Source organism: Paraburkholderia sp. CNPSo 3281 (assembly GCF_024206515.1).
GTDB classification, from domain to species: Bacteria; Pseudomonadota; Gammaproteobacteria; order Burkholderiales; family Burkholderiaceae; genus Paraburkholderia; species Paraburkholderia nodosa.
Map to the genome: position 1 here is coordinate 123,902 of NZ_JAMBPS010000009.1, position 19,095 is coordinate 142,996.

A 19,095-nucleotide genomic window follows, 5' to 3' on the forward strand; every position below is an offset into this window, starting at 1 on the left:
GGTAGGCGGCAAAGCAGAAAATCGTTTTCCAGTTCCGGGAAGATCGGCGTGCCATGACATGTCACTTGCGCGCTCGCGCTCCGGTTGGCACCCTTCCTTGCGACGCCGCCGACGATTGGCGCACAATGGTTTTCCAATGATGGAAAAGCGATGGCGAACCTCAACTCGCTGGTGATATTCGCAAAGGTGGTCGAATCGGGCAGCCTTTCCGGGGCGGCACGCCGGCTTGGCATGCCGGTCTCCACGGTCAGCCGGCACATCGCGGAGTTCGAGCAGGCGCTCGGCGTTCGCCTCCTCGAACGATCCACGCGTAATCTCACCCTCACCGACCTCGGCAAGGAGGTGTACGAGCAAGCCGTGCGAGGCGTCGAGCTGGGTGAGGCCATCGACAGCGTCGCTTCCAACCATCTCTCGGACATGTCCGGGCTCTTGCGCCTTTCGGCGCCGCCGAGCGTTTCGGATACCTTGCTGACGCCGCTCGTCATGGAATTCCAGAAGCGCTATCCGAACGTGCGTTTTCAGATTCTCGTTACCGAGCGCTACGTCGAACATATCGCAGACGGCGTCGACCTCGTGTTCCGCGTTGGGACGCTGCGCGATTCGTCGCTGGTCGCGCGGCGCCTCCTGGCCTATCGTCATCGCATCGTGGCAACGCCCGCCTGCCTCGAGCGTTGCGGGGCGATCCGAAAGCCGCAGGATCTGCTCGAGCATCGCCTGCTTGCGTTTTCGCACTGGAAGCCGGATTGCAGCTGGTGCTTCGTGCACAAGAATGGAGGCGAAAAGCAGACGCTCACGTTCCAGCCGTTATTCGCCATGAACGATTTTGCCGGCCTCGCTTCCATGTTGCTGGCGGGTTCCGGCATTGGTGAGCTGCCTCCGGTGGTTCGGCCCGATCTCGTCCGCGAGGGCAAGCTGGTGGAGGTGATGCCGCAGTGGCGCCTCCCGACATACGACCTCTCCCTCGTCTACCTGGGCAACCGGCACATTTCGAAACCGTGCAGGCTCTTCAAGGAATTCGCGATCGAAATGGCACCGGTGTTGTTTCCGGATCTTCCGGAGTAGTGCGGAACATTCGAATTCCTTAAAGATTGCGAATGATTGAAACGGGTTCGATGGTATCGCCTGTTTCCGCCTTTCAGGATGGTAAGGCGCCAAAGAGCCCGGGCACCATCTTCGACGCGAAGTCCCTGAAGATGCGGACCTGCCGGGGCAGATAGCGGTCGCGCAGGTTGGCGATGGTCAGGTCGAACACCGGCAGATGCCAGTCCGGCAAGACCTCGACGAGCTGCCCGCTGCGCACGAGGTCTGGCTGGACGATGGGTGGCAGTTCCCCGATGCCGCAGCCTTCGAGCAACGCCACGATGAGCCCCGTGTAATCGTTCATGGCGATTGCCGGCTGGAAGGAAACCGTTTCGGTGTCCCGGCCGTTGACGTGGACGAAGCTCCAGCTATAGTCCGGCTTCCAGAAAGAGAACGCGAAAAGCCGGTGCGCGGGAAGGTCCCGCGGCGATTCCGGAGGAGGGCATCTGGCGAGGTACTTCGGACTTGCAACGACCTGATGCCGGTAGGTCAGAAGCGTGCGCGCTGCGAGCGTCGCGTCGGTGAAAGTTCCGACCTTGAACGCGATATCGACGTCCTCGGCTATCTGGTCGACGATGCGTTCGGTAATGAATGCCTTGACCTCAACGTTCGGGTAAGACTGCTGAAAGGCTCCGACGACAGGTACGATCAGCGAATCGGAGAGGTTTGGCGGCGCACAGAGCCGTACGGCGCCGGACACCTCGGGCAGGCGGTTCGAAATGACATTGTCGACGGCTTCGCTGACCTCGGTGGCCTGTCTTGCGAGCTCGAATACTTCGGTGCCGAAGTCCGTGAGCCTCAGGTGATGCGTGGATCGATCGAGCAAACGAACACCCAGCTGATTTTCGAGTTCGGCAATACGGCGGCTCACTGAGGAAATGGGCATCTTGAGCCGCCTCGCGCCCTCCGAGAAGCTGCTCGCCTCGACAACCTTCGCAAAAATCAGCAGCGTATTCAGATCTTTCATTAGCGTTACGCTCCGTCCGACCCGCACATTGCTGGCGATCTGCAGCCTCCATCGTCTGACGCAGATTACCGCCGCAACGGGGCGGCAGCAAGGCAGCAGTCCGCCCGTGGCGACGCAAAGGAGCCAGTCGGCTAGAGCACGACTCGCTCGCCGTTCGGATTGCCTTGAAAAGTCCAGCTTCCGCCGCTTCGGAACGACGCGCCTGTCGCGAACGTGTCCTCCATAAACTGAAGATACGTGCAGCGGCCATGTTCGACCTTGGCGAACACCGCGAACGGCGTTGTCACGACCTTTGAGAGTACCGTCGATCGGTACGTGAAACGGCCGAACATGGCGGCGTATTCGTCGGTGCCGAACAGCGCCTCCGGCTCAAAGGATTGAATCTTCCAGAATCGGCCGACATCCACAAAGGTCTTCACGATGCTCTCGGGACCACGAGACGTACCGGCCCACGGCATGATCCGCTTCAGATCGGGATTGTCGTAGTTGAGCGAAACATACGTTACGTCAGGTGTGACGAGCGCACGGATGTGCTCGATATCGGTTGGCTTCTCGAGTATCGAGGACAGCACTTCGGTTGGCGTGAGCATGGGCTTCTTCCTCCTCATCAGGGGCACATGCTCAAGCATACAAACGCAGCCGCTCGCGTGAGCTTTCCAGAAATGGAAATCCGATTTCCGCAATGTCCGTTAGCGGTCAGCCGAACGGTTGGCTACCATCCAGAACACATTGCGGTCACGAGTGTTTGCGCGGTGGCTCGGAACGAAACGGGAAACCGGACGGGAGTGTGATATGGCTTTAAATTTGCGAGGTCGGCACTGGATCGGAGGCGAGTGGGTGGATGCCCCGGTTGCGGCCGAGAGTATCGACCCGGCAAGCGGTGAGACGATTGGCACCTTTACCGAAGCGACCGATACGATGGCAACACGGGCGATCGCCGTTGCGCTCAAATCCTTTCAGGACTCCGGCTGGCGCGAGAACCGGCGCCTACGGGCAAAGGCCCTCAACGAAATGGCAGACCGCTTCGAGACTCGGACCGCCGACCTGGTCGAGATACTGATGCTCGAAAACGGAAAGGTTAAGGCCGAAGCCGAGTTCGAAGTCACGATGGTCCCTTCCAAGTTGCGGTTTTACGCTGCCCTGGCCCTCGCGGATTACGGGCGCGCCATGGAAACCGCTCCAGGACGCTATACGACGACGTTGCGCGAGGCAGCAGGCGTTGCCGGCATCATCGCGCCGTGGAATTCGCCGGTCGTGCTCTTCATCCGCTCGCTGGCGCCGGCGCTTGCCGCGGGCTGCACCGTGGTCGGTAAGCTTCCCGGCTTCACCGCGCAGACGAACACGCGGATGTGCGAGGTTTTCAGCGAAGTCGCGAGCCTCCCTGCGGGCGTCGTCAATGTCTTTACCGAAACCCACAGCGCCGGCGCGCGGGTGCTGGTCGATTCTCCAGATGTGCCGGTCATCAGTCTGACCGGCAGCTCGAAGACCGGACAGGCGATGATGGCAGCCTGCGCGACGAACATGAAACGCTTCAGCGGCGAGCTCGGTGGCAAGACGCCCATGCTTGTGTTCGACGACGCCGACCTCGACGTCGCACTGCCCAAAATCGAGAAGGCGCTGACCGTGTTCGCCGGGCAGTTCTGCATGACGGGCAGCCGGCTTCTCGTTCACCGCCCCGTTCTGGACACCGTTCGCGAGCGTCTCGCCGCGCGTCTTGAAGCGGTCAAGGCCGGTCCGGCCGCGGACCCGTCCAGCGACATGGGGCCGATGATCAATATGGCCAATGTCCGCCGCGTGGACGGCATGGTCGAGGCCGCGATCGCGGCTGGCGCCGCGGTCGTCGTACGAGGCGGTCCGTTCAAGGATGGGCCGCTCGCGAGAGGCGCCTTCTACCGTCCGACACTTCTGGAGATCAACGATCATTCGATGCCGATCGCGCAGGAAGAGGTGTTCGGCCCAGTCCTGGTTATGCAGGCCTTCGACCGCGAAGACGAGGCAGTCGACCTCGCGAACGACTCCGAGTACGGGCTCGCTGCGTCGATCTGGTCCACGAACGTGGACCGTCCGCTGCGCATCGCCCGGCAGTTGCAAGCGGGCACCGTCTGGATCAATAACTGGGCGGTCGTCTACGACGAGACGGAAGAAGGTGGCTACAAGCAGAGCGGTCTCGGCCGGCTGAACGGCGTATCCGCAATCGACGACTTTGTCGAGTATCGCACGGTCATTCACGAGATCGGCCTGGATGCAAAGCGTCACTGATTCCATCATCCGCCGCGACGGACCGTTGCGGTCACGCAGGCGGGAAACAGAAAGGAGCGCAACTGTCATGAACACCGCGATCATCGGCCTTGGAAACATAGGCTCCCGGCTGGCGAAGAATCTGGTAACCGGCGGCGAGACGATCATCATCGCGGCAAGGACGCTGGATGAGGCAGAGGAAGTGGCCCGCGAACTCGGCAGCCATGCCGAAGCGTCAACGGTCGAGGATGCAATTGCCAGGGCGGACGTCATTGTCCTGGCGATCCAGTTCGACGCAATCAGACAATTTCTCGTCACGCATCGTGAGGCGCTGGCGGGAAAGATCATCGTGGACCCGTCAAACCCGATCGCCCCGGACGGTAAGGGCGGATACAGGAAGACCATTCCTGACGAGCAATCTTCTGGAGTGCTAATTTCCGGGCTGCTCCCGGATCGGGCGCGTCTCGTCAAGGCGTTCGGCACGCTGGGCGCCGAATCGCTGGAGGCCGGCGCGAACCGGTCGCCGGAGCGGGCCGTGCTGTTCTATGCAGCGGACGATGCGCAAGCCGGCGAGGTTGTGGCAAGACTCATTACCGTCAGCGGGTTTTCTCCCGTGCGAGTGGGCGGTATCGACCAGTCGATCCGGATCGAGGTTGGCGGCGATCTGCACGAGTATGGAAAGCTTGGCAAGCTGGTCAGCGCCAAAGAGGCCGCGTCGCTCGTCTAAGCGGCGTGCGCACCGTGCATCAGATCATGGAGGAACGACCCATCGTGAACACCGAAACGCGCAACGTCTCCACGCTCGCCGAATTGCAGACGGCGGTCGACGACGACCAGGTTCTGCATATCGTCGTTGCAGCGCAGATCGATGGGGTGGCGGCCCTTCGCCTGCGGCCCGGTCTGGCGCTGACCGGCATCGACGCACAAGCCGCCCTGCGCTTCGCGCCCGGCAGCGACGGGCTGGAGCTTTCGGCAGACAATCGGGTCGAGGGCTTGCGGCTTTCCACGGACCCCGATCGGCGCGCCATTTTCAACGACACCCGTGTCGACGGATTCGGTCGGCTCGTGCTGCACGATCTGAGCATTGCGGGCGTCGTGCGGTTGCTGGCCCGCGAAAGCGTGGCTGGCGGCCATGTCGAAGCACACGATATCGACATTTGGGCTGCGGACGCCCGAGGCTATGAAGAGCGCCCGAAGGGGTATGGCGTCGAAGTCGTTGCTGGTGTTTTCACGCTCTGGAATCAGCGCGAAGACCGCGGCGTGGTCATCACGGCGGACCTCAGCGGGCTTTCGGCGGGACGTGCGGGTGCGCCGGTTCGCGGCAGCGGCATCTTCGTTGGCGGCGCTGGAGAGACGGGCGGGCGTGTCGTCGCGCATCGCCTGGAGACGGGCGCCGTCCACAGCGACGGCGGCATCGCGCCCGGCACGCCGGATCGCATCACCGGCGGCGTGTTCGTCGTGTCGGGCGCATACGTCGCCAGCGTGCACAATCACGGCCCGGTGACGACCTACGGCCCGAATGACATGGTGCTCGACAACTGGGGAGCGGTCGATCGCTGGATCGTCGACGGGAAAGTCACGTCCTATGGGCCGAGCGGCATCGGTTTCGTAAATTTCGGCTCCCTCGACCGGCTCGAAGTCAACGCGTTGATCGAGACGTTCGGCCAGGGATCGCGCGGCTTCAATGTCTACACAGGCACCGTGCGGTCGGCGCAATTCGAGCGCGTCGTCACGCATGCCGATGGCGCAGTGGGCATCCAGATCAGCCAGCCCGTCGGCGAGATCACCGTCCGCCGGGGCATCGAGACGTGGGGCGGTACGGGCGACTCGCTAGTCAAGGGCGTCGTTGTCCGGCTTGCGGCGACGGCGCTTAGCATCAAGCCCGGAGGATCGGCGCGCAAGATCGCGATCGCCGGTGGCCTGATCACGCATGGCGAAGGCGTCAATCCGCTGGAACTGCATGGCGCGATCGATGCGCTCGAGGTCAGCGGTGGATTGACGGCAGCCGGCGGCGGATTCGCCAGCATCTAGCACCGAACGGTGATGCTACAACCAGGGAACGCAATGGACCACACAACGACATCCGGTATGGCGGACGATGCCCGTTCGCGGCGCGAGTTTCTGCGGGCTGGCTCGGCCTCGGCACTCATGCTTGCCTTGGCGGGCCCGGTGCTGGCGGGGGGTGAAACGACCAGGACTGAAGTGGCGGGATCCGGCTCGCCGCGGCCGGGCGGTCCGCTTCAGTCTGCGGGAGCCCTCGAGTTCGGGCCCGGCAATGTTCTCTTCGTCGGCGATATCACGGGTGCGGCCGTTCATGCGTTTGCACTGAGGGAGTCGGACGTGACCTCTCAGGCCGACGTGGTAATGGGAAATTTTCATAACTTCGAAGGCCGAGATCTGGTCCTGGGCGTGGATCAGAAGCTCGCTGCGCTCTTCGGCACGACGGTCGGCAATATTGTCATCAACGATATGGCGATCCATCAGCCGTCGCGACAGATCTTCATGTCGGTCGAACGCGGCGGCGGGCCAGGCGCCATGGCTGCGATCGTGAAGGTCAATCACGGCAAACTCGAGTTGCTCGAACTCGACGGGATTGCGCACTCGAAAATGGCAATTCCAAACGAGCCGGACCAGAAAGCGATGCTGGAATTCGAGCCCCAGCAGGTCTATGCGATCACGGACGTCAAGTACTACAACGGCGAGGTTTTCGTCACGGGAATCTCGAATCAGCGCTTTGCATCGACGCTGTATCGCATCCCATATCCGTTCAGTTCCCGGCTGTCGACGAGCACCGTCGAAATCTGGCACCCGACGCACGGAGAGTTCGAAACACGCGCCCCGATCGTGCGGCAACTGATCCGGGAGATGGATGGAAAGCCGTACCTGTTTGCGGTGTACGGTTGCACGCCGCTCGTTCGCTTCCGCCTGGAAGATTTGAAGGATGGCGCGCACGTGCATGGGGACACGATCGGCGAGCTGGGCTATGGGTCGAATCCGCTGGATATGCTGACCTATACCGATCCGACCGACCATAAGGACTACTTGCTGGTTACCATCGATGTACGCAGCGCATCGCGTATCGAAGCTGCAGAGTTGACAACCGCGAAACCCGAGCCGACCGGTGGCCCCATCGATTTCGGGCCGGGCGGCCTCGGGCGCACGCAGCGCGATCTGCCGATCCGGGCGGAACATATCGCGATTCTCGATCCACGGTGGGCAGTCGTCATCTGGCGGCATCCGAAGACGTCCTCGCGACTGGACATCGGCACACTGATGGTTCCGTACTTCTTCGACCGCAGATTGGGGATGGCGGAAATGAACTGGCCGAATGGTCCCGATCCGTTCCACTACCGCGAACATCGCAACGAGATCGACCACGCATAGCCGGTTGCAGGATCAACCGGACGCGGGCTATTGCGCAACGAGACTGCCTGAGAATGCCGATGACACTCCAGCCATCACTGCGGGTCGAGCACGAGACACAGCGGAGCGGGGCGGCTAGCGTCGGCGTGCACAACCTCGATCCAGATCTCGTTGCGTTTCTCGTCGAACACCAGGGGACGGCCCGCCTCCTGCAATCCGTGCTGCGTGTGAACGTTATCGATGCAGCGATGCGGGGCGGCGACGAACTTCCCGATGTGGCTGGCCGCTATCAGCTTCTGGAGGCCGGGGTGCGATTCATTCCGCGTTTTCCGTTCGAACCGGGCGTTCGCTATCGAGCAAGCTTCGATCCGCGGCCGCTCGGCCGGGTCGGGCATGCGGACGTGCTGACACTCGAATTCTCGCTACCGGGCCCGATCGGCGCCGCCCCGGCTTTCGTGACGGGTGTCTTTCCTTCCGCCGATGTGCTGCCGGAAAACCTGCTTCGATTCTACGTTTGCTTTTCCAGCCCGATGCGGCGTGGCGGTGCCGAGACGCAGATCAGTCTCATCGGCCCCGATGGACGGCCTGCGCACGACGTGCTCTATCGGCCTGCGCTGGAGCTTTGGGACAGGAGCATGCGATGCCTGACGGTTCTGCTGGATCCCGGCAGGCTGAAACGCTGGGTAGGTCCCAATCGGGAACTGGGTCCGCCGCTGAGGATGGGGCAACGCTACGCGCTGGCCATCGGCTCCGCGATGGTCGACTCGTCCGGTCGTCCGCTATGGCGAAATTGCTACAAGTCTTTCGTTGTCGCCCAGGCGGTTCGCGAGCCCGTTGCGGTCGCACATTGGACGGTTTTGCCTCCTGCGGCGAAGAGCTATCAACCTCTGAAAATCGTGTTTCCCAGGCCACTGGATTGGGCGTTGCTCGGGCGTGCGATTACGGTCGTGGGAGACGACGAACTGCCGGTATCAGGGCGCGTCGCGATCGAACGGGGCGAAAGACGCTGGACCTTTACGCCGGCTTCGCCCTGGACGGCGATGCGGCCCGCCATTCGTGTCGCGCCGGAGCTGGAAGACGTCTGTGGCAACAACCTGTTCGAAGCGTTTGACGGGCCGCTGCGAGCGCACCGCGAATCGAGCGTCGAACGCACCAACCGAACGATTCGCTTCGAACTCACACAAGCGGCGAATTCGGCGTAAGGAGCGTGAAGTCAACCTTTCGCCTTCAGCGGCCCCTCGCTCACCACGGAATCGTCTGATTTTCCCAGCGGGTGAATGTCCCCGACGGGCCGTTCGGTCCCAGCAAAATGACGCGCACTGCTTCACGTGCCCCTTCCTCGACGGTCTCCGTGCCCGTATAGCCGTTGAGGTTCGTGCGGGTGTAGCCCGGCGAGACGGCGTTGACCCTGATTCCCAACGGCTCCAGCTCGATCGCCATGGCAACGGTCAATGCGTTGAGCGCCGTCTTGGACGCGGGGTATACGGGACCGAAGATCGAGCGCCACGGGAACGCAGGGTCCGAGTTCGTCGTGAGCGACCCAACGCCACTCGACACGTTGAGGATGCAGGCGGCCGTCGATTTGCGCAGGAGCGGCAGCATCGCCTGATAAACGGCCAGCACGCCGAACACGTTGGTGTCCCATACCGCCCGCATTTCATCGAGGGAGACATTGCTCGGGCGGGTGGTCTTGGCGAAGTCCTCGACCGACTGGCCGGGTTGCCGGTTCGTGCTCGAAATCGCGGCGTTGTTGACGAGCACGTCGAGGCGGCCATGCTCGTCGCGAATGCGCTGCGCGGCCGCTGCGATCGAAGCGTGATCCGTCACGTCGAGCTGGAGCGCACGCGCGTTCGGCCCAACCTCCCTGGCCGCGGCCTCACCGCGTTCGAGATTGCGCGACCCGACGAGCACCGTGAGGCCGTGTGACGCGAGATCCTTCGCGATCTGAAGACCGATGCCCTGATTGGCCCCGGTGACGAGGGCGATGACATTGTCCTGCATGGAAATCTCCTGGTGTTGATTAGCTCACCTCAGCTGCCCATGCTTCGGCATCGGCGCCGGCGGGAATGCGCATCGGAGTCGAGGGGTCGGTTGCCGCGCGCCATACCGCCTCGGCGACGTCCTGTGCGTGGGTGAGGGGGGACGCCGTGTCCTCCAGACGCGCGAGGACTTCTTTGACGAGACCGGCGTAGGCTTCGTTGTCGAAGCCGTGGATGTGGGCCCGCGCGTTCTCTCCAAAGCGTGTCTCCAGCGAACGGCCCGGCAGCACGAGGCGCACCCGCACGCCGAACGGCTCGAGTTCCAGCGCCATCGATTCGGTGAACGCGTTCACCGCAGCCTTGCTCGCGCGGTACGCGCCGATCAGCGGCAGCGCCTTCAACGTCACACTCGACGTAACGTTCACGATGACGCCCGCCTTGCGCTCGCGGAACTGGGGCAGCACGGCTTGCATCACCGCGATCGTGCCGAACGTGTTGGTCTCGAAGACCTCGCGCACGGCCTCGATCGGAACCAGTTCAGCCGGGGAAGCCGCGCCGAAGCCCGCATTGTTGACGAGGACGTCGATCGGGCCCGCGGCCATGACGGCCTCGCGTATGCTCTCCGGCTTCGTGACGTCGAGCGCCAGCACGCGCAGGTGTTCCGAAGGCGGCAGCACGTCGTCACGCGGCGTACGCATCGTGGCGACGACCCGCCAGTCACGGGCCAGGAAGTAGCGGGCGACCTCGAGCCCGAATCCGGACGAGCAGCCGGTGATCAGCACGGTTTGCATGGAATCTCCTTTGGCATGGTTTGCGTGTGTCCATACGATAGATCGCGCAGACCGTACTTGCTACAATCAAAGGTACGAATTTCGTTTGCAGGAGTCCGGCCATGATCGATCCGTTGGCTGAAGTCGTGACGCTGCTGCAGCCGAGTGCGCGCTACTCCAAACTCGTCCTCGGCGCCGGCCCGTGGCGCATCAGTCGCTCGGGTGCGGGCGAGCCTTTCTATTGCGTCATCCTCGATGGCGGGTGCTGCATCACGATCGACGATCACGCGCCGCTCGAACTCGTGGCCGGTGACTTCGTCCTGATTCCCGCGTCCTATGGCATCGGGATGAGCAGCCTCGAGCCTCCGCCGCAGGACGTCGAGCCAGTGACGCCCGTCGCGCTGGGCAACAATGAATTCAGAATCGGCGCTGCGGACCAGGCGGTCGACTCGCGCATGGTGGCGGGCCACTGCAGCTTCGGGTCGCCGGATTCGTCCCTGCTGGTTTCGCTGCTGCCGCAACTCGTGCATGTGCGCGGCCAGGAACGGCTGGCCACGCTCGTAAAACTCGTGCGCGAGGAATCGAGAGAGCAGCGGCCTGCGCGCGAAGTCGTGCTCTCCCGCCTGCTGGAAGTGCTGCTCATCGAAGCACTACGATCCACGGCGGGAACGTATGCGCCACCGGGTCTCGTGCGCGGACTCTCCGACAGCCGTCTCGCGGCAGCGATCCGGGAGATGCACGAGCACCCGACGAAGCCGTGGACGGTTGCCGCGCTCGCGAAGGAGGCCGCGCTCTCACGCTCGACCTTTTTCGAGCGCTTCAGCCGCGCAGTCGGCGTCGCGCCGATGGAATACCTGCTGACCTGGCGCATGGCGCTCGCGAAGGATCTATTGCGCCGCAATCACGGCCGTATCGCCGAGATTGCACAACTTGTCGGCTACAGTTCGGCCAGCACGTTCAGCGTTGCCTTTACGCGGCACGTCGGCCGGCCACCGACGCAGTACGCGCGCGAGGAGCAGATGACCCCGGATGGCGCGTAAGCAGGCGTAAGCAGGCGCAAGCAGGCGTAAGCAGGCGCAAGCGGGTTGCCGGGAGGCTGGGGCGCGCGCTTCAGCTGGCGGCGCTCCGAGCGCGGCAAGCGACCGGTTTGTGCACTGCGAACATCAATCCGGCTGCCTGTCGGAAGCCGGGCCGGTAATGAGTCGCGCGCTGCGTCGATAGGTGACATAGGCCCAGAACCAATCCAGCATGACCTTCACCCTGTTCGGCCCGCCGGTGAGGAACGCGATGTGTGCGGCGCCCCAGAACCACCACGCTGGCGCACCCCACATGCGGATGGGGCCGATTTCCGCCACCGCGGCCTGACGCCCGATCGTTGCCAGGCTGCCGAAATGTCTGTATCGAAACGGCGGCGGACGACGGCGACCCGCAAGCTGTGCGTTGATCACCCGCGCGGCATATCTTCCCTGCTGTTTGGCGGCTGGCGCCAACCCCGGCACCGCTACTCCGTTCCAGCCCAGACTCGAAGCGGCATCGCCAATTGCAAAGATGCCTTCAGCTGCCGGAACAGAGAGGTCGTCGTTCACCTTGATTCGTCCAGACGCGTCCTCTGGCTGCTTTAGCCATCGGGCGACCGGAGACGCCGCCACCCCGGCAGCCCACAGGATGGTGCGGGATGCAATTCGATCCTTGCCGAGGTCGGCGCCCTCCTGATCGACGCCCAGCACCCTGGTGTCGAGGTAGATCGTGACACCCAGCTTGCGAAGGGAACGTTCCGCGGCGGCAGACAGGGACGGCGGGAATGTCGGCAGAACGCGGGGTCCGGCATGAACCAGAATGACGCGCGATGTCGACGGATCGATTGCGCGATATTCCTGATCCATCCCATGGTGCGCGAGTTCGGCGATGGCGCCGGCCAGCTCGATACCCGTTGGTCCTCCGCCGACGATGACGAACGTCAGCCATGCGGCGCGGGCTGCTGCGTCGGCGGCCGTTTCCGCCTCTTCAAATGCCCGCAGCAGACGGCTCCTGATCGAGGTCGCGTCCTCTATGCTCTTTAGCCCGGGCGCGTACGGCGCCCAGTGATCGTTGCCGAAGTAGCTGTGACGTGCGCCGGTCGCGAGAACGAGATAGTCGAATTTCAGGCTGGCTGTGCCGATCAGCACTTCGCGGGTGGCGGTGTCGATGCCTGTGACGGTTCCCAGACGGACCTGGACGTTTCGCTGTCCACGAAAGAGGCTTCGGATCGGCGTTGCGATTTCTCCGGGCGACAACGCGGCTGTCGCGATCTGGTAGAGCAGCGGCTGAAACAGATGATGATTCCGCTGGTCGATGAGGGTGATCCGGCAGTGCGAATTGCGTAGGCCGCGAACGGTCTCGATCCCGCCAAAGCCACCGCCTACCACCACGACATGTGGATACGCATTCAACGTGCCTTTTTCTCTGTCCGGGCTGTCGAGCACCCAGCGGGCGAGCCAATGATCCACCGAGATGACGCCGGGCCCCGTGGCGACAAACATAAGCAGCAAGAGAAGAATGGCCAGCCGGTCGTCCATGGCCATGGCGATGCCAGCGAGTGGAACCATGGCGGCATAGATGAACATCGCCAGCCGCGTCATGCAGCCGAAGGCGATGCAGAATGCGAGCAGCGCAGCGATCCATGAGGGGTAGGCGAACAGTGTCGTAAGACCTTGATGGGCAGCCTGCCCGAAAAGGGAAGGCGTCAATGCGGAAGCGAGACTGAGCGACGCCGCTATGCCCGCGCGCGAGAAGAGCAGGAGCACAGGGGACACAAATCGTTCTAGCAGCTCGTAGCATTTCCTGACCTGTCGGGCCGGGCCAAGTGGAGCCCACGCCAGGCCTCGCGCCAACATCGCGTCGAGGGAGAACGTTCCCGGACCCAGCACGACCAGCCAGGCGAGCAAAACAAGCGTTGCGCCGCCCGGACCGAGGGCGATCGATCCGTAGCCGCCAACCAGCAAAACAAGCGCTATGGGTCGGGTCAAGAGGCCAGCGGTGAGCAGGAGCGGCACGATACCGTGCAGCGCTGCCTCCACGCTGGACGGAGCATGCAATCCGGCGCCGGTTAAGCCGCCCTGATCGCCTTGCGCCATGGCCATGATCTGATGCACGAGCACGACCTGCCCGAACCAGACGCGTGTGGCAAGAAGCAGCCACGGCATGCAAAGCGCGCGTACTTTGGGCGCGACGCGGACCAGGGGTTTGAAGGCGTTCCAGAACATACGGCACCCTTTCGAGCGAACCATCACGGCGCATGCGGCGTCGACGCGAATCTCACCAGCGCAGACAGTGCGGCGCGATAGCCGAGCCGACCGCGCTCGTGATGACGATTGCGAGCACGTACCAGACACCCCAGAACGGGACCGCCATTTCCGAGCAATAGAGCGAGTAGACGAGCAATCCCTGCGCGCCGGCCAGAAAACCCGCGCCCGCGCCGGCCAGGGCGAGCCGTGTCGGCGCGAGCTGCTTCATCGCGCGCAATATTGCAGCGAGCGAGGGGAGCGATAGCAGTACGACGTTCGCCGTCGTCGTGCGCCAAGTGGTGCCGAGCATCAACTCGAGCCGGTAGCCCGGCGGCGTCGCCAGCAGGATGCTGCCCGCGGCGAGCAGCATGGAGGCCACCGGCAGCGCCGCCGCGAGCCCGGCGAGCCTGAGGCGTGCGCCGGGGCGGCCTAGCCGCCCGGCGAGCTCCATGGCCGCGGCGATGATCGCGAGTGGGAACGCAAGGCGAATCCAGAACATCGTCGTGAGGATCAGCTCGGGCATGTCGCTGCGCACGCCGTACAGCGCAACCAGCAGGGCCGCGCTGCCGGCGAGGCCGTACAGCAGCGCGCGCGTGAGCAGCTTCGGGACGGCGTTGCGCTCGATGGGCGACACGTCGCTCGCGAGCCGGGTGACCAGCTCTCGCGTTTTCATGACCGGTACGCGCGGTCTCCGAGCAGGTAGTCGATCGATATCACGCCGGGGCCCCAGGCGGCGATGCCGAGCGCCATGGCGGCCCACGTGATGTGGATCGGCCAGCCGTCCGGCACCGTCAGCTCGATGATGCAGGTCATCAGCAGCAATCCGGCGGCCGCGAAGCGCGTGCCGAACCCGAGCACGAGCAGCACCGGGAAGCCGACCTCGCCGCACGCGGAGAGGAACGCGAAGAGGGCCGGCGCCGGAAACGGATACGGGCCGCCGGGCAGATGGAGCTTGAATTCGTCGGTGAAGAGATCGATGGCCGTGTCGTTGAGTTGCAGGAAACCGTGCCACTTGAGAATGCCCGATTTCCAGAAAGGCACGGCCAGCGCAAGGCGCAGCACGAGCTGCACGAACGAAGGTTGTGCGAGCCGCTCGATGAAGCGCCGGGCGCAGCCGATCGCGTGCGCGACGTTGCCCGCGAAAGACGGTCTGGAGTCCTGTCGAGTTTGCATGATGGTTACGCTCCTGGTTGAACGGCGGCAAATACGCCAGCCGAAATCATCGCGGCCAGGCTGGCCGTCAGGTCGAAGGTGTCGCTCTCCTCGAAGGCTGCCTGCGCGGCGGTGCCGAGCGGCATGCCCTCGATGAGCGCGAGCAGAAACGCAGCGCCGCCCGCGGGCAAGCGCGAAACAATCACGTCGTAATCGGGCCGCGTGACGAGCGCGTCCTCTGCATCGTTCGAATGCAGCGGGGTGACGGGGCCGGGCGCCCGGTTCATCGCGAAGATCGCGACGGCCGGATAGCGCGAGCGCACGATGCGAGCGGCCGGATGCGGGACAAAGCGCACCTGCGCGAGCGAATCCGCATCGATGCCCGCGAATGCGTCGGCCGCAAGCGGTGCGGCGTCCCCGGCGTGCCAGGCGTCGAGCCACGCGCGCTCGATGCGTGCCGTATCCGCAAGCCACGGCATCTCACGTGCGTACTCCCAGGTTTCGATGAACGACGGAAAATCGCGTCCGTACTCGAACAGTAGCGGCGAAGCCGGCGGCGTGGCGCGCACGTGAAAGCGTGCCATCGCGCGGAAGAACTCGACACCCGTGATGCGCTGCACAGCGGGATAGATCGCGGCCAGCGCGTCGATGAGGCTAACGGTGACGTTGTTGCGATAGACGTTGTAGCGCTTGACGACGCCCTTGCCGTGCGCAGCCACGACACCGTTCGGCGCTGCGAGCTCGGGGTTCGTCAGTCCCGGCGCGAAGGCCGTCGCGTAGTCGCTCGTGAATTGCTCAGGCTTCATGGGCGGCCCGCTCCGGGTAATATATATCGGACTCCGATGCATTGTTGCTGGAACGTTCGGAGACAATGTGCCGGGCCGCCAATGCTTGTGCGCGCAGTTCGGGCCACGCAGGCAACTGGCTGTCCCATTCGATCAGCGTCGGTATCGGCCCGGTACGCGCGATCACTTCGCGGTAGAGCGCCCATACCGGATCGGCGACGGCGCGGTCGTGGCTGTCGATGAGCAGTCGCGCGTGCTCGTCGTCGTGCTGCTCGCTGTGGCCGGCCAGGTGAATCTCGCCGACGTGTTCGAGAGGATAATCCGCGAGATAAGCGCGTGCCGGATAACCGTGATTGGTCGCCGAAACGAACACATTGTTGACGTCGAGCAGCAGCCCGCAGCCAGTGCGCTGCGCGACCGCGCGGATGAATTCCGTTTCGCTCATCGTCGACGCCGCGAAGGCCACGTACGTCGACGGATTCTCGAGCAGCATCGGACGCCCAATGGCTTCCTGCATCTGATCGATGTGTTCGCAGACCTTATCGAGCGTCGCCTTCGTGTAAGGCAGTGGCAGCAGATCGTTAAAGAACGTGCCGCCGTGCGAGGACCACGCGAGGTGTTCGGAAACGAGTGCGGGTTCATAGCGCGCGACCAGCGCGCTAAAGCGCTCGAGGTGGCGGGCGTCGAGCCTGTCCGGTCCGCCGATCGACATGCACACACCGTGCAGCGAGACTGGATAGCGCTCGCGGATCGCGCTCAACGCGCGGTGCGGCGGCCCGCCTGCGCCCATATAGTTCTCGGCGTGCACCTCGAAAAATCCGTCCTGCAGTCCGTGTTCGAGGATCGCCGCGAGATGCTCATGCTTGAAGCTCGTGCCCGCGAGCGCGGCCCCGCCGTGCGCCGTGCGAAGGGGACGGCCAGACCTTGCCGCTGATCGGATGGAAGCGTTCATGATCGTCCCCGCTCTTTCGTCGTGCTCGCGATCAGGACTTGATCGGCGTGAGCGAGCCGTGTCCACCGCCCGGCACGACGATGCTCGCGCAGGTGCCACCCTGAACGAACTTCCACGAGTTGCCCTGGAAGTCCATCGTCGACGTACCCTGACAGGTCGTGCCGGGACCGGCGGCGCAGTCGTTTTGCCCCTTCAGCGCGACCCCGAAGCACTTTTCCTTGTGAGCGGCGACGGCGGCACTCATTTCTTCCTTCGTGAGCGGCGCGGCATGAGCGACTGAAGCCAGCAGGCTGGCAACGGCACCTGCGAGCAGAGCGGAACTAACAGTGGTCTTGGCGGACATGGACGTTCTCCAGTGATTGAGATGAGAGGTACCCATTGCGGATACACCAGCTAATTCGCGCGAGGCTGGACGCCGGTTACACCGATCGATTTTTTTTGCGTGGCACTTCGAAGGGAGAGCGGGCAGGACGCTCGCAAGCGCTGCAAAGCGCTTTCTCGAGCAAAAGAAGCACTTCCGGCTGTAACCGGAATGCCCAATCGAACGAACTAGCGCCCGATGTCGTTCGCGGCGGCAAAACTTCTACGCGGCACCGCTACGACTACTGTCCAAGTATGGAGAGCGCCTCATGCACGGGCGCGAGGGAGACGGCGACGATTCCGCCGAGCGGCGTATTCATTTCCAGGATCAGAAAAATGGCGATGGAGGTGGATATCGCGCCCATAAAGAACGTGATGACGACCGTCGTGTTGGGTGAGGTGAACAGCCCAAACGAGCCGAAGATGATGCACAGCCACAACACGAGCGTTAGCAGTAGCGGCATCGGGGTCGAGCCTGCCGCCTGCAGCAGCGCAAGCTCGCGCATCGCCAGCACTTCGCCCGCGATCTGGATGGCGCGCGCCTGCAGCCGGCGTTGCGTTTCGCTGTTCGGCGACAGTTCCGCCAGCCGGCGTTGAATATATTCCCCGCGTTTAAGTTCCTCGGGGCTACGCATGCTTGCCAGCTGACCCGGATCGCCGGAGCTGATCTTCTGGATGCCTGTGGCGACGCTCTGCTTCAGCAAGGCCCGGATCTCCTGCGTGTCTGGACCATATTGGGCCAGTGTGCGATCGAGCAGAATGATCTCGGTGGCGTCGCGTACGACCGCGGCGTTCGCGGCATCGAATGAGTTTTTCGCCGACGAGATCAGCAGCCCGAGCACCAATGCGGCCATGGTGGCTATCAATCCAATCGTCAGCTTAATGACGCTGACCGATTCGTCGCTGAGATGGTGCGCCGGCAGCATGGTGTGCAGATACAGGCCGAGCAGGGCGCTACTCAACACGCATGCAAACACAATGACCGCAATGCCGAGATGGTGCATTATTCGATTCTCCGTTTTTGCGTGCAGGCGCGGTTGTCTTCGCCGGATGCTGAACGACTGTTTTCTATTACACGCCATGTAATTGGCGAGGCTGCGGCGCATCACTACTCTTTGCTTGTCGTGTCATCGCCCCTTGATGCATGCGTCCAACTCCCAAGGAAATATCATGGCTAACTTCCCCGTATATACACTCGAATCGGCACCGGAAGGTTCGAAACCGGCCTTTCGAGGTCTTGCTGAAGCGTTCGGCATGGTTCCCAACATTGCAGGCGCAATTGCCGGTTCGCCGAAACTGATCAACGGCCTGACCGGCGTGTTTCAGCAGGTCCACGGCGGCAATTTTACGGAGGCACAGGTTCAGACCCTGTTGCTCACGAATGCCGTCACCAATGGCAGCACCTGGGCCGTCGCGTTCCACACCTTCCTCGGACTCAAGGAAGGGCTCAGCGAAGCCGATGTGAACGCCATTCGCGCCCGCCGTCTGCCGGCCGACCAGAAGCTCGCGGCGCTCTCGCGTCTCGCACGCACGTTGATCGACAAGCGTGGCCGTCTCGACGATCAGGACGTCGCGTTCTTCACCGCCGCCGGTTTCGCCCCGGCTCTGGTGCTGGACGTCATCCTGGTTGTTGCTGCGTCGACCATGACGAACTATACCGGCAGCGTCGCCAACCCGCCGCTCGAGGAGATGTTCCAGCAATACGCCTGGCAGGCCTAAGCACGCACTATGTGCTGATGTACCCAGTGAGGGGGCGGCAGTCGACGGTCCGCCTCCTCGCTGGTCACCCCTGACGTTCTGCATTCTCAAAGGAGACGGGTATGACTGTTCCTCTGCGCGTTCTATTCGGTCTGTACCGGCGCGCTGCTCTGCGGTGCGGCTGGCCTGCTGCATGGCAAGCATGCCACGACGCACTGGACAGCAATGGACGTCCTCCCGCTCTATGGCGCGGTTCCCAGTGGCGAGCGGGTGGTGATCGACGGGCAACTGATCAGCGCGGGTGGCGTGACGTCGGGAATCGATGGCTCCTTGATCGTGGTCTCGCTGCTGCGGGGAGAGACGGTCGCCCAGGAACTGCAACAAGCGCGGAATAGTCTTCGCCCGCAGGGTGTTCTATTGATGCAAAGTAGATTCGCGTAGCAAAGCAAAACCATCGAGAACCTTGGTAACTCTGCGAAAGGAAACGA

20 protein-coding genes are annotated in these 19,095 nt (G+C 63.3%); 9 read left to right on the forward strand and 11 right to left on the reverse strand.

Going from position 1 to position 19,095, the window contains the following annotated elements; all coding sequences use genetic code 11:
* The first annotated feature begins 150 nt into the window (after nucleotides 1–150).
* Nucleotides 151–1,062, forward strand: a complete 912-nt coding sequence (locus M3I56_RS12915) for a LysR family transcriptional regulator (RefSeq protein ID WP_254354260.1) — start codon at nucleotides 151–153, stop codon at nucleotides 1,060–1,062.
* A 73-nt stretch (nucleotides 1,063–1,135) separates the two neighbouring features.
* Here M3I56_RS12915 and M3I56_RS12920 read toward each other — a convergent pair whose 3' ends face one another.
* Entirely contained in the window at nucleotides 1,136–2,047 is a 912-nt protein-coding gene (locus tag M3I56_RS12920) for a LysR family transcriptional regulator (RefSeq protein ID WP_254354261.1), read from the reverse strand.
* A 131-nt stretch (nucleotides 2,048–2,178) separates the two neighbouring features.
* Nucleotides 2,179–2,637, reverse strand: a complete 459-nt coding sequence (locus M3I56_RS12925) for a nuclear transport factor 2 family protein (protein WP_254354262.1) — start codon at nucleotides 2,635–2,637, stop codon at nucleotides 2,179–2,181.
* Nucleotides 2,638–2,884: 247 nt separating this feature from the next.
* Between M3I56_RS12925 and M3I56_RS12930 the strand changes: the two genes are divergently transcribed.
* The 5 genes from M3I56_RS12930 to M3I56_RS12950 all read left to right on the forward strand — a co-directional run bounded on the left by M3I56_RS12930 (nucleotide 2,885) and on the right by M3I56_RS12950 (nucleotide 8,850).
* Nucleotides 2,885–4,306, forward strand: coding sequence for an aldehyde dehydrogenase family protein (locus M3I56_RS12930; protein WP_309249151.1), 1,422 nt, complete (start codon nucleotides 2,885–2,887; stop codon nucleotides 4,304–4,306).
* Complete coding sequence (locus tag M3I56_RS12935; protein ID WP_302056810.1) at nucleotides 4,290–5,012, forward strand: NADPH-dependent F420 reductase; 723 nt, start codon at nucleotides 4,290–4,292, stop codon at nucleotides 5,010–5,012. The genes M3I56_RS12930 and M3I56_RS12935 overlap by 17 nt, the downstream gene beginning before the upstream one ends.
* 83 nt (nucleotides 5,013–5,095) lie before the next feature.
* On the forward strand, nucleotides 5,096–6,316 hold the full coding sequence (locus M3I56_RS12940) for a hypothetical protein (RefSeq protein ID WP_254354265.1): 1,221 nt from the start codon (nucleotides 5,096–5,098) through the stop codon (nucleotides 6,314–6,316).
* Nucleotides 6,317–6,373: 57 nt separating this feature from the next.
* Nucleotides 6,374–7,669, forward strand: coding sequence for a hypothetical protein (locus M3I56_RS12945; RefSeq protein ID WP_254354266.1), 1,296 nt, complete (start codon nucleotides 6,374–6,376; stop codon nucleotides 7,667–7,669).
* Between the two features lie 53 nt (nucleotides 7,670–7,722).
* A complete protein-coding gene (locus tag M3I56_RS12950) occupies nucleotides 7,723–8,850 on the forward strand; it encodes a hypothetical protein (protein WP_254354267.1) in 1,128 nt (375 codons plus the stop codon).
* Nucleotides 8,851–8,890: 40 nt separating this feature from the next.
* On the opposite strand, the gene M3I56_RS12955 is transcribed toward M3I56_RS12950, so the two are convergent.
* Entirely contained in the window at nucleotides 8,891–9,649 is a 759-nt protein-coding gene (locus M3I56_RS12955) for an SDR family oxidoreductase (RefSeq protein WP_254354268.1), read from the reverse strand.
* Nucleotides 9,650–9,668: 19 nt separating this feature from the next.
* Entirely contained in the window at nucleotides 9,669–10,418 is a 750-nt protein-coding gene (locus M3I56_RS12960) for an SDR family oxidoreductase (protein ID WP_254354269.1), read from the reverse strand.
* Nucleotides 10,419–10,519: 101 nt separating this feature from the next.
* Here M3I56_RS12960 and M3I56_RS12965 point away from each other — a divergent pair, with 101 nt between their 5' ends.
* Nucleotides 10,520–11,437 carry an AraC family transcriptional regulator gene (locus tag M3I56_RS12965; protein WP_254354270.1) on the forward strand — a complete coding sequence of 306 codons (918 nt, stop codon included), beginning with the start codon at nucleotides 10,520–10,522 and terminating at the stop codon, nucleotides 11,435–11,437.
* Between the two features lie 123 nt (nucleotides 11,438–11,560).
* Here M3I56_RS12965 and M3I56_RS12970 read toward each other — a convergent pair whose 3' ends face one another.
* The 7 genes from M3I56_RS12970 to M3I56_RS13000 form a co-directional block, all read right to left on the reverse strand.
* The gene (locus M3I56_RS12970) at nucleotides 11,561–13,639 is read right to left on the reverse strand and encodes an NAD(P)/FAD-dependent oxidoreductase (protein WP_254354271.1); all 2,079 of its coding nucleotides are present in this window, start codon (nucleotides 13,637–13,639) and stop codon (nucleotides 11,561–11,563) included.
* A 52-nt stretch (nucleotides 13,640–13,691) separates the two neighbouring features.
* On the reverse strand, nucleotides 13,692–14,333 hold the full coding sequence (locus tag M3I56_RS12975) for a DUF1109 domain-containing protein (RefSeq protein ID WP_254354272.1): 642 nt from the start codon (nucleotides 14,331–14,333) through the stop codon (nucleotides 13,692–13,694).
* Nucleotides 14,330–14,833 (reverse strand): DoxX family protein, encoded by a 504-nt coding sequence (locus tag M3I56_RS12980; protein ID WP_254344143.1) that lies wholly within the window; start codon nucleotides 14,831–14,833, stop codon nucleotides 14,330–14,332. Before M3I56_RS12980 ends, M3I56_RS12975 begins: the two co-directional genes overlap by 4 nt.
* A 5-nt stretch (nucleotides 14,834–14,838) precedes the next feature.
* Complete coding sequence (locus M3I56_RS12985; protein ID WP_254354273.1) at nucleotides 14,839–15,618, reverse strand: DNA-binding domain-containing protein; 780 nt, start codon at nucleotides 15,616–15,618, stop codon at nucleotides 14,839–14,841.
* On the reverse strand, nucleotides 15,608–16,549 hold the full coding sequence (locus M3I56_RS12990) for a DUF692 domain-containing protein (protein ID WP_254354274.1): 942 nt from the start codon (nucleotides 16,547–16,549) through the stop codon (nucleotides 15,608–15,610). Before M3I56_RS12990 ends, M3I56_RS12985 begins: the two co-directional genes overlap by 11 nt.
* Before the next feature lie 31 nt (nucleotides 16,550–16,580).
* Nucleotides 16,581–16,892: a DUF2282 domain-containing protein gene (locus M3I56_RS12995; RefSeq protein ID WP_254354275.1), complete on the reverse strand. Its 312-nt coding sequence runs from the start codon at nucleotides 16,890–16,892 to the stop codon at nucleotides 16,581–16,583.
* Between the two features lie 259 nt (nucleotides 16,893–17,151).
* Nucleotides 17,152–17,913 carry a hypothetical protein gene (locus M3I56_RS13000; protein WP_254354276.1) on the reverse strand — a complete coding sequence of 254 codons (762 nt, stop codon included), beginning with the start codon at nucleotides 17,911–17,913 and terminating at the stop codon, nucleotides 17,152–17,154.
* Nucleotides 17,914–18,079: 166 nt separating this feature from the next.
* On the opposite strand from M3I56_RS13000, the gene M3I56_RS13005 reads away from it, so the two are divergent.
* Entirely contained in the window at nucleotides 18,080–18,628 is a 549-nt protein-coding gene (locus tag M3I56_RS13005; RefSeq protein WP_254354318.1) for a carboxymuconolactone decarboxylase family protein, read from the forward strand.
* A gap of 105 nt (nucleotides 18,629–18,733) precedes the next feature.
* Nucleotides 18,734–19,048, forward strand: a complete 315-nt coding sequence (locus M3I56_RS13010) for a DJ-1/PfpI family protein (RefSeq protein WP_302056822.1) — start codon at nucleotides 18,734–18,736, stop codon at nucleotides 19,046–19,048.
* Nucleotides 19,049–19,095: the final 47 nt, after the last annotated feature.

Bases quoted from the DNA above. Each gene is read 5' to 3' on its own strand.
- M3I56_RS12950 (WP_254354267.1), top strand. From the start codon at position 7,723: ATGCCGATGACACTCCAGCCATCACTGCGGGTCGAGCACGAGACACAG.
- M3I56_RS12920 (WP_254354261.1), bottom strand. From the start codon at position 2,047: ATGAAAGATCTGAATACGCTGCTGATTTTTGCGAAGGTTGTCGAGGCG.
- M3I56_RS12985 (WP_254354273.1), bottom strand. From the start codon at position 15,618: ATGAAGCCTGAGCAATTCACGAGCGACTACGCGACGGCCTTCGCGCCG.
- M3I56_RS12980 (WP_254344143.1), bottom strand. From the start codon at position 14,833: ATGCAAACTCGACAGGACTCCAGACCGTCTTTCGCGGGCAACGTCGCG.
- M3I56_RS12960 (WP_254354269.1), bottom strand. From the start codon at position 10,418: ATGCAAACCGTGCTGATCACCGGCTGCTCGTCCGGATTCGGGCTCGAG.
- M3I56_RS12955 (WP_254354268.1), bottom strand. From the start codon at position 9,649: ATGCAGGACAATGTCATCGCCCTCGTCACCGGGGCCAATCAGGGCATC.
- M3I56_RS12990 (WP_254354274.1), bottom strand. From the start codon at position 16,549: ATGAACGCTTCCATCCGATCAGCGGCAAGGTCTGGCCGTCCCCTTCGC.
- M3I56_RS12995 (WP_254354275.1), bottom strand. From the start codon at position 16,892: ATGTCCGCCAAGACCACTGTTAGTTCCGCTCTGCTCGCAGGTGCCGTT.
- M3I56_RS13000 (WP_254354276.1), bottom strand. From the start codon at position 17,913: ATGCACCATCTCGGCATTGCGGTCATTGTGTTTGCATGCGTGTTGAGT.
- M3I56_RS12935 (WP_302056810.1), top strand. From the start codon at position 4,290: ATGCAAAGCGTCACTGATTCCATCATCCGCCGCGACGGACCGTTGCGG.
- M3I56_RS12915 (WP_254354260.1), top strand. From the start codon at position 151: ATGGCGAACCTCAACTCGCTGGTGATATTCGCAAAGGTGGTCGAATCG.
- M3I56_RS12975 (WP_254354272.1), bottom strand. From the start codon at position 14,333: ATGAAAACGCGAGAGCTGGTCACCCGGCTCGCGAGCGACGTGTCGCCC.
- M3I56_RS12925 (WP_254354262.1), bottom strand. From the start codon at position 2,637: ATGCTCACGCCAACCGAAGTGCTGTCCTCGATACTCGAGAAGCCAACC.
- M3I56_RS12945 (WP_254354266.1), top strand. From the start codon at position 6,374: ATGGCGGACGATGCCCGTTCGCGGCGCGAGTTTCTGCGGGCTGGCTCG.
- M3I56_RS13005 (WP_254354318.1), top strand. From the start codon at position 18,080: ATGGCTAACTTCCCCGTATATACACTCGAATCGGCACCGGAAGGTTCG.
- M3I56_RS12965 (WP_254354270.1), top strand. From the start codon at position 10,520: ATGATCGATCCGTTGGCTGAAGTCGTGACGCTGCTGCAGCCGAGTGCG.
- M3I56_RS12970 (WP_254354271.1), bottom strand. From the start codon at position 13,639: ATGTTCTGGAACGCCTTCAAACCCCTGGTCCGCGTCGCGCCCAAAGTA.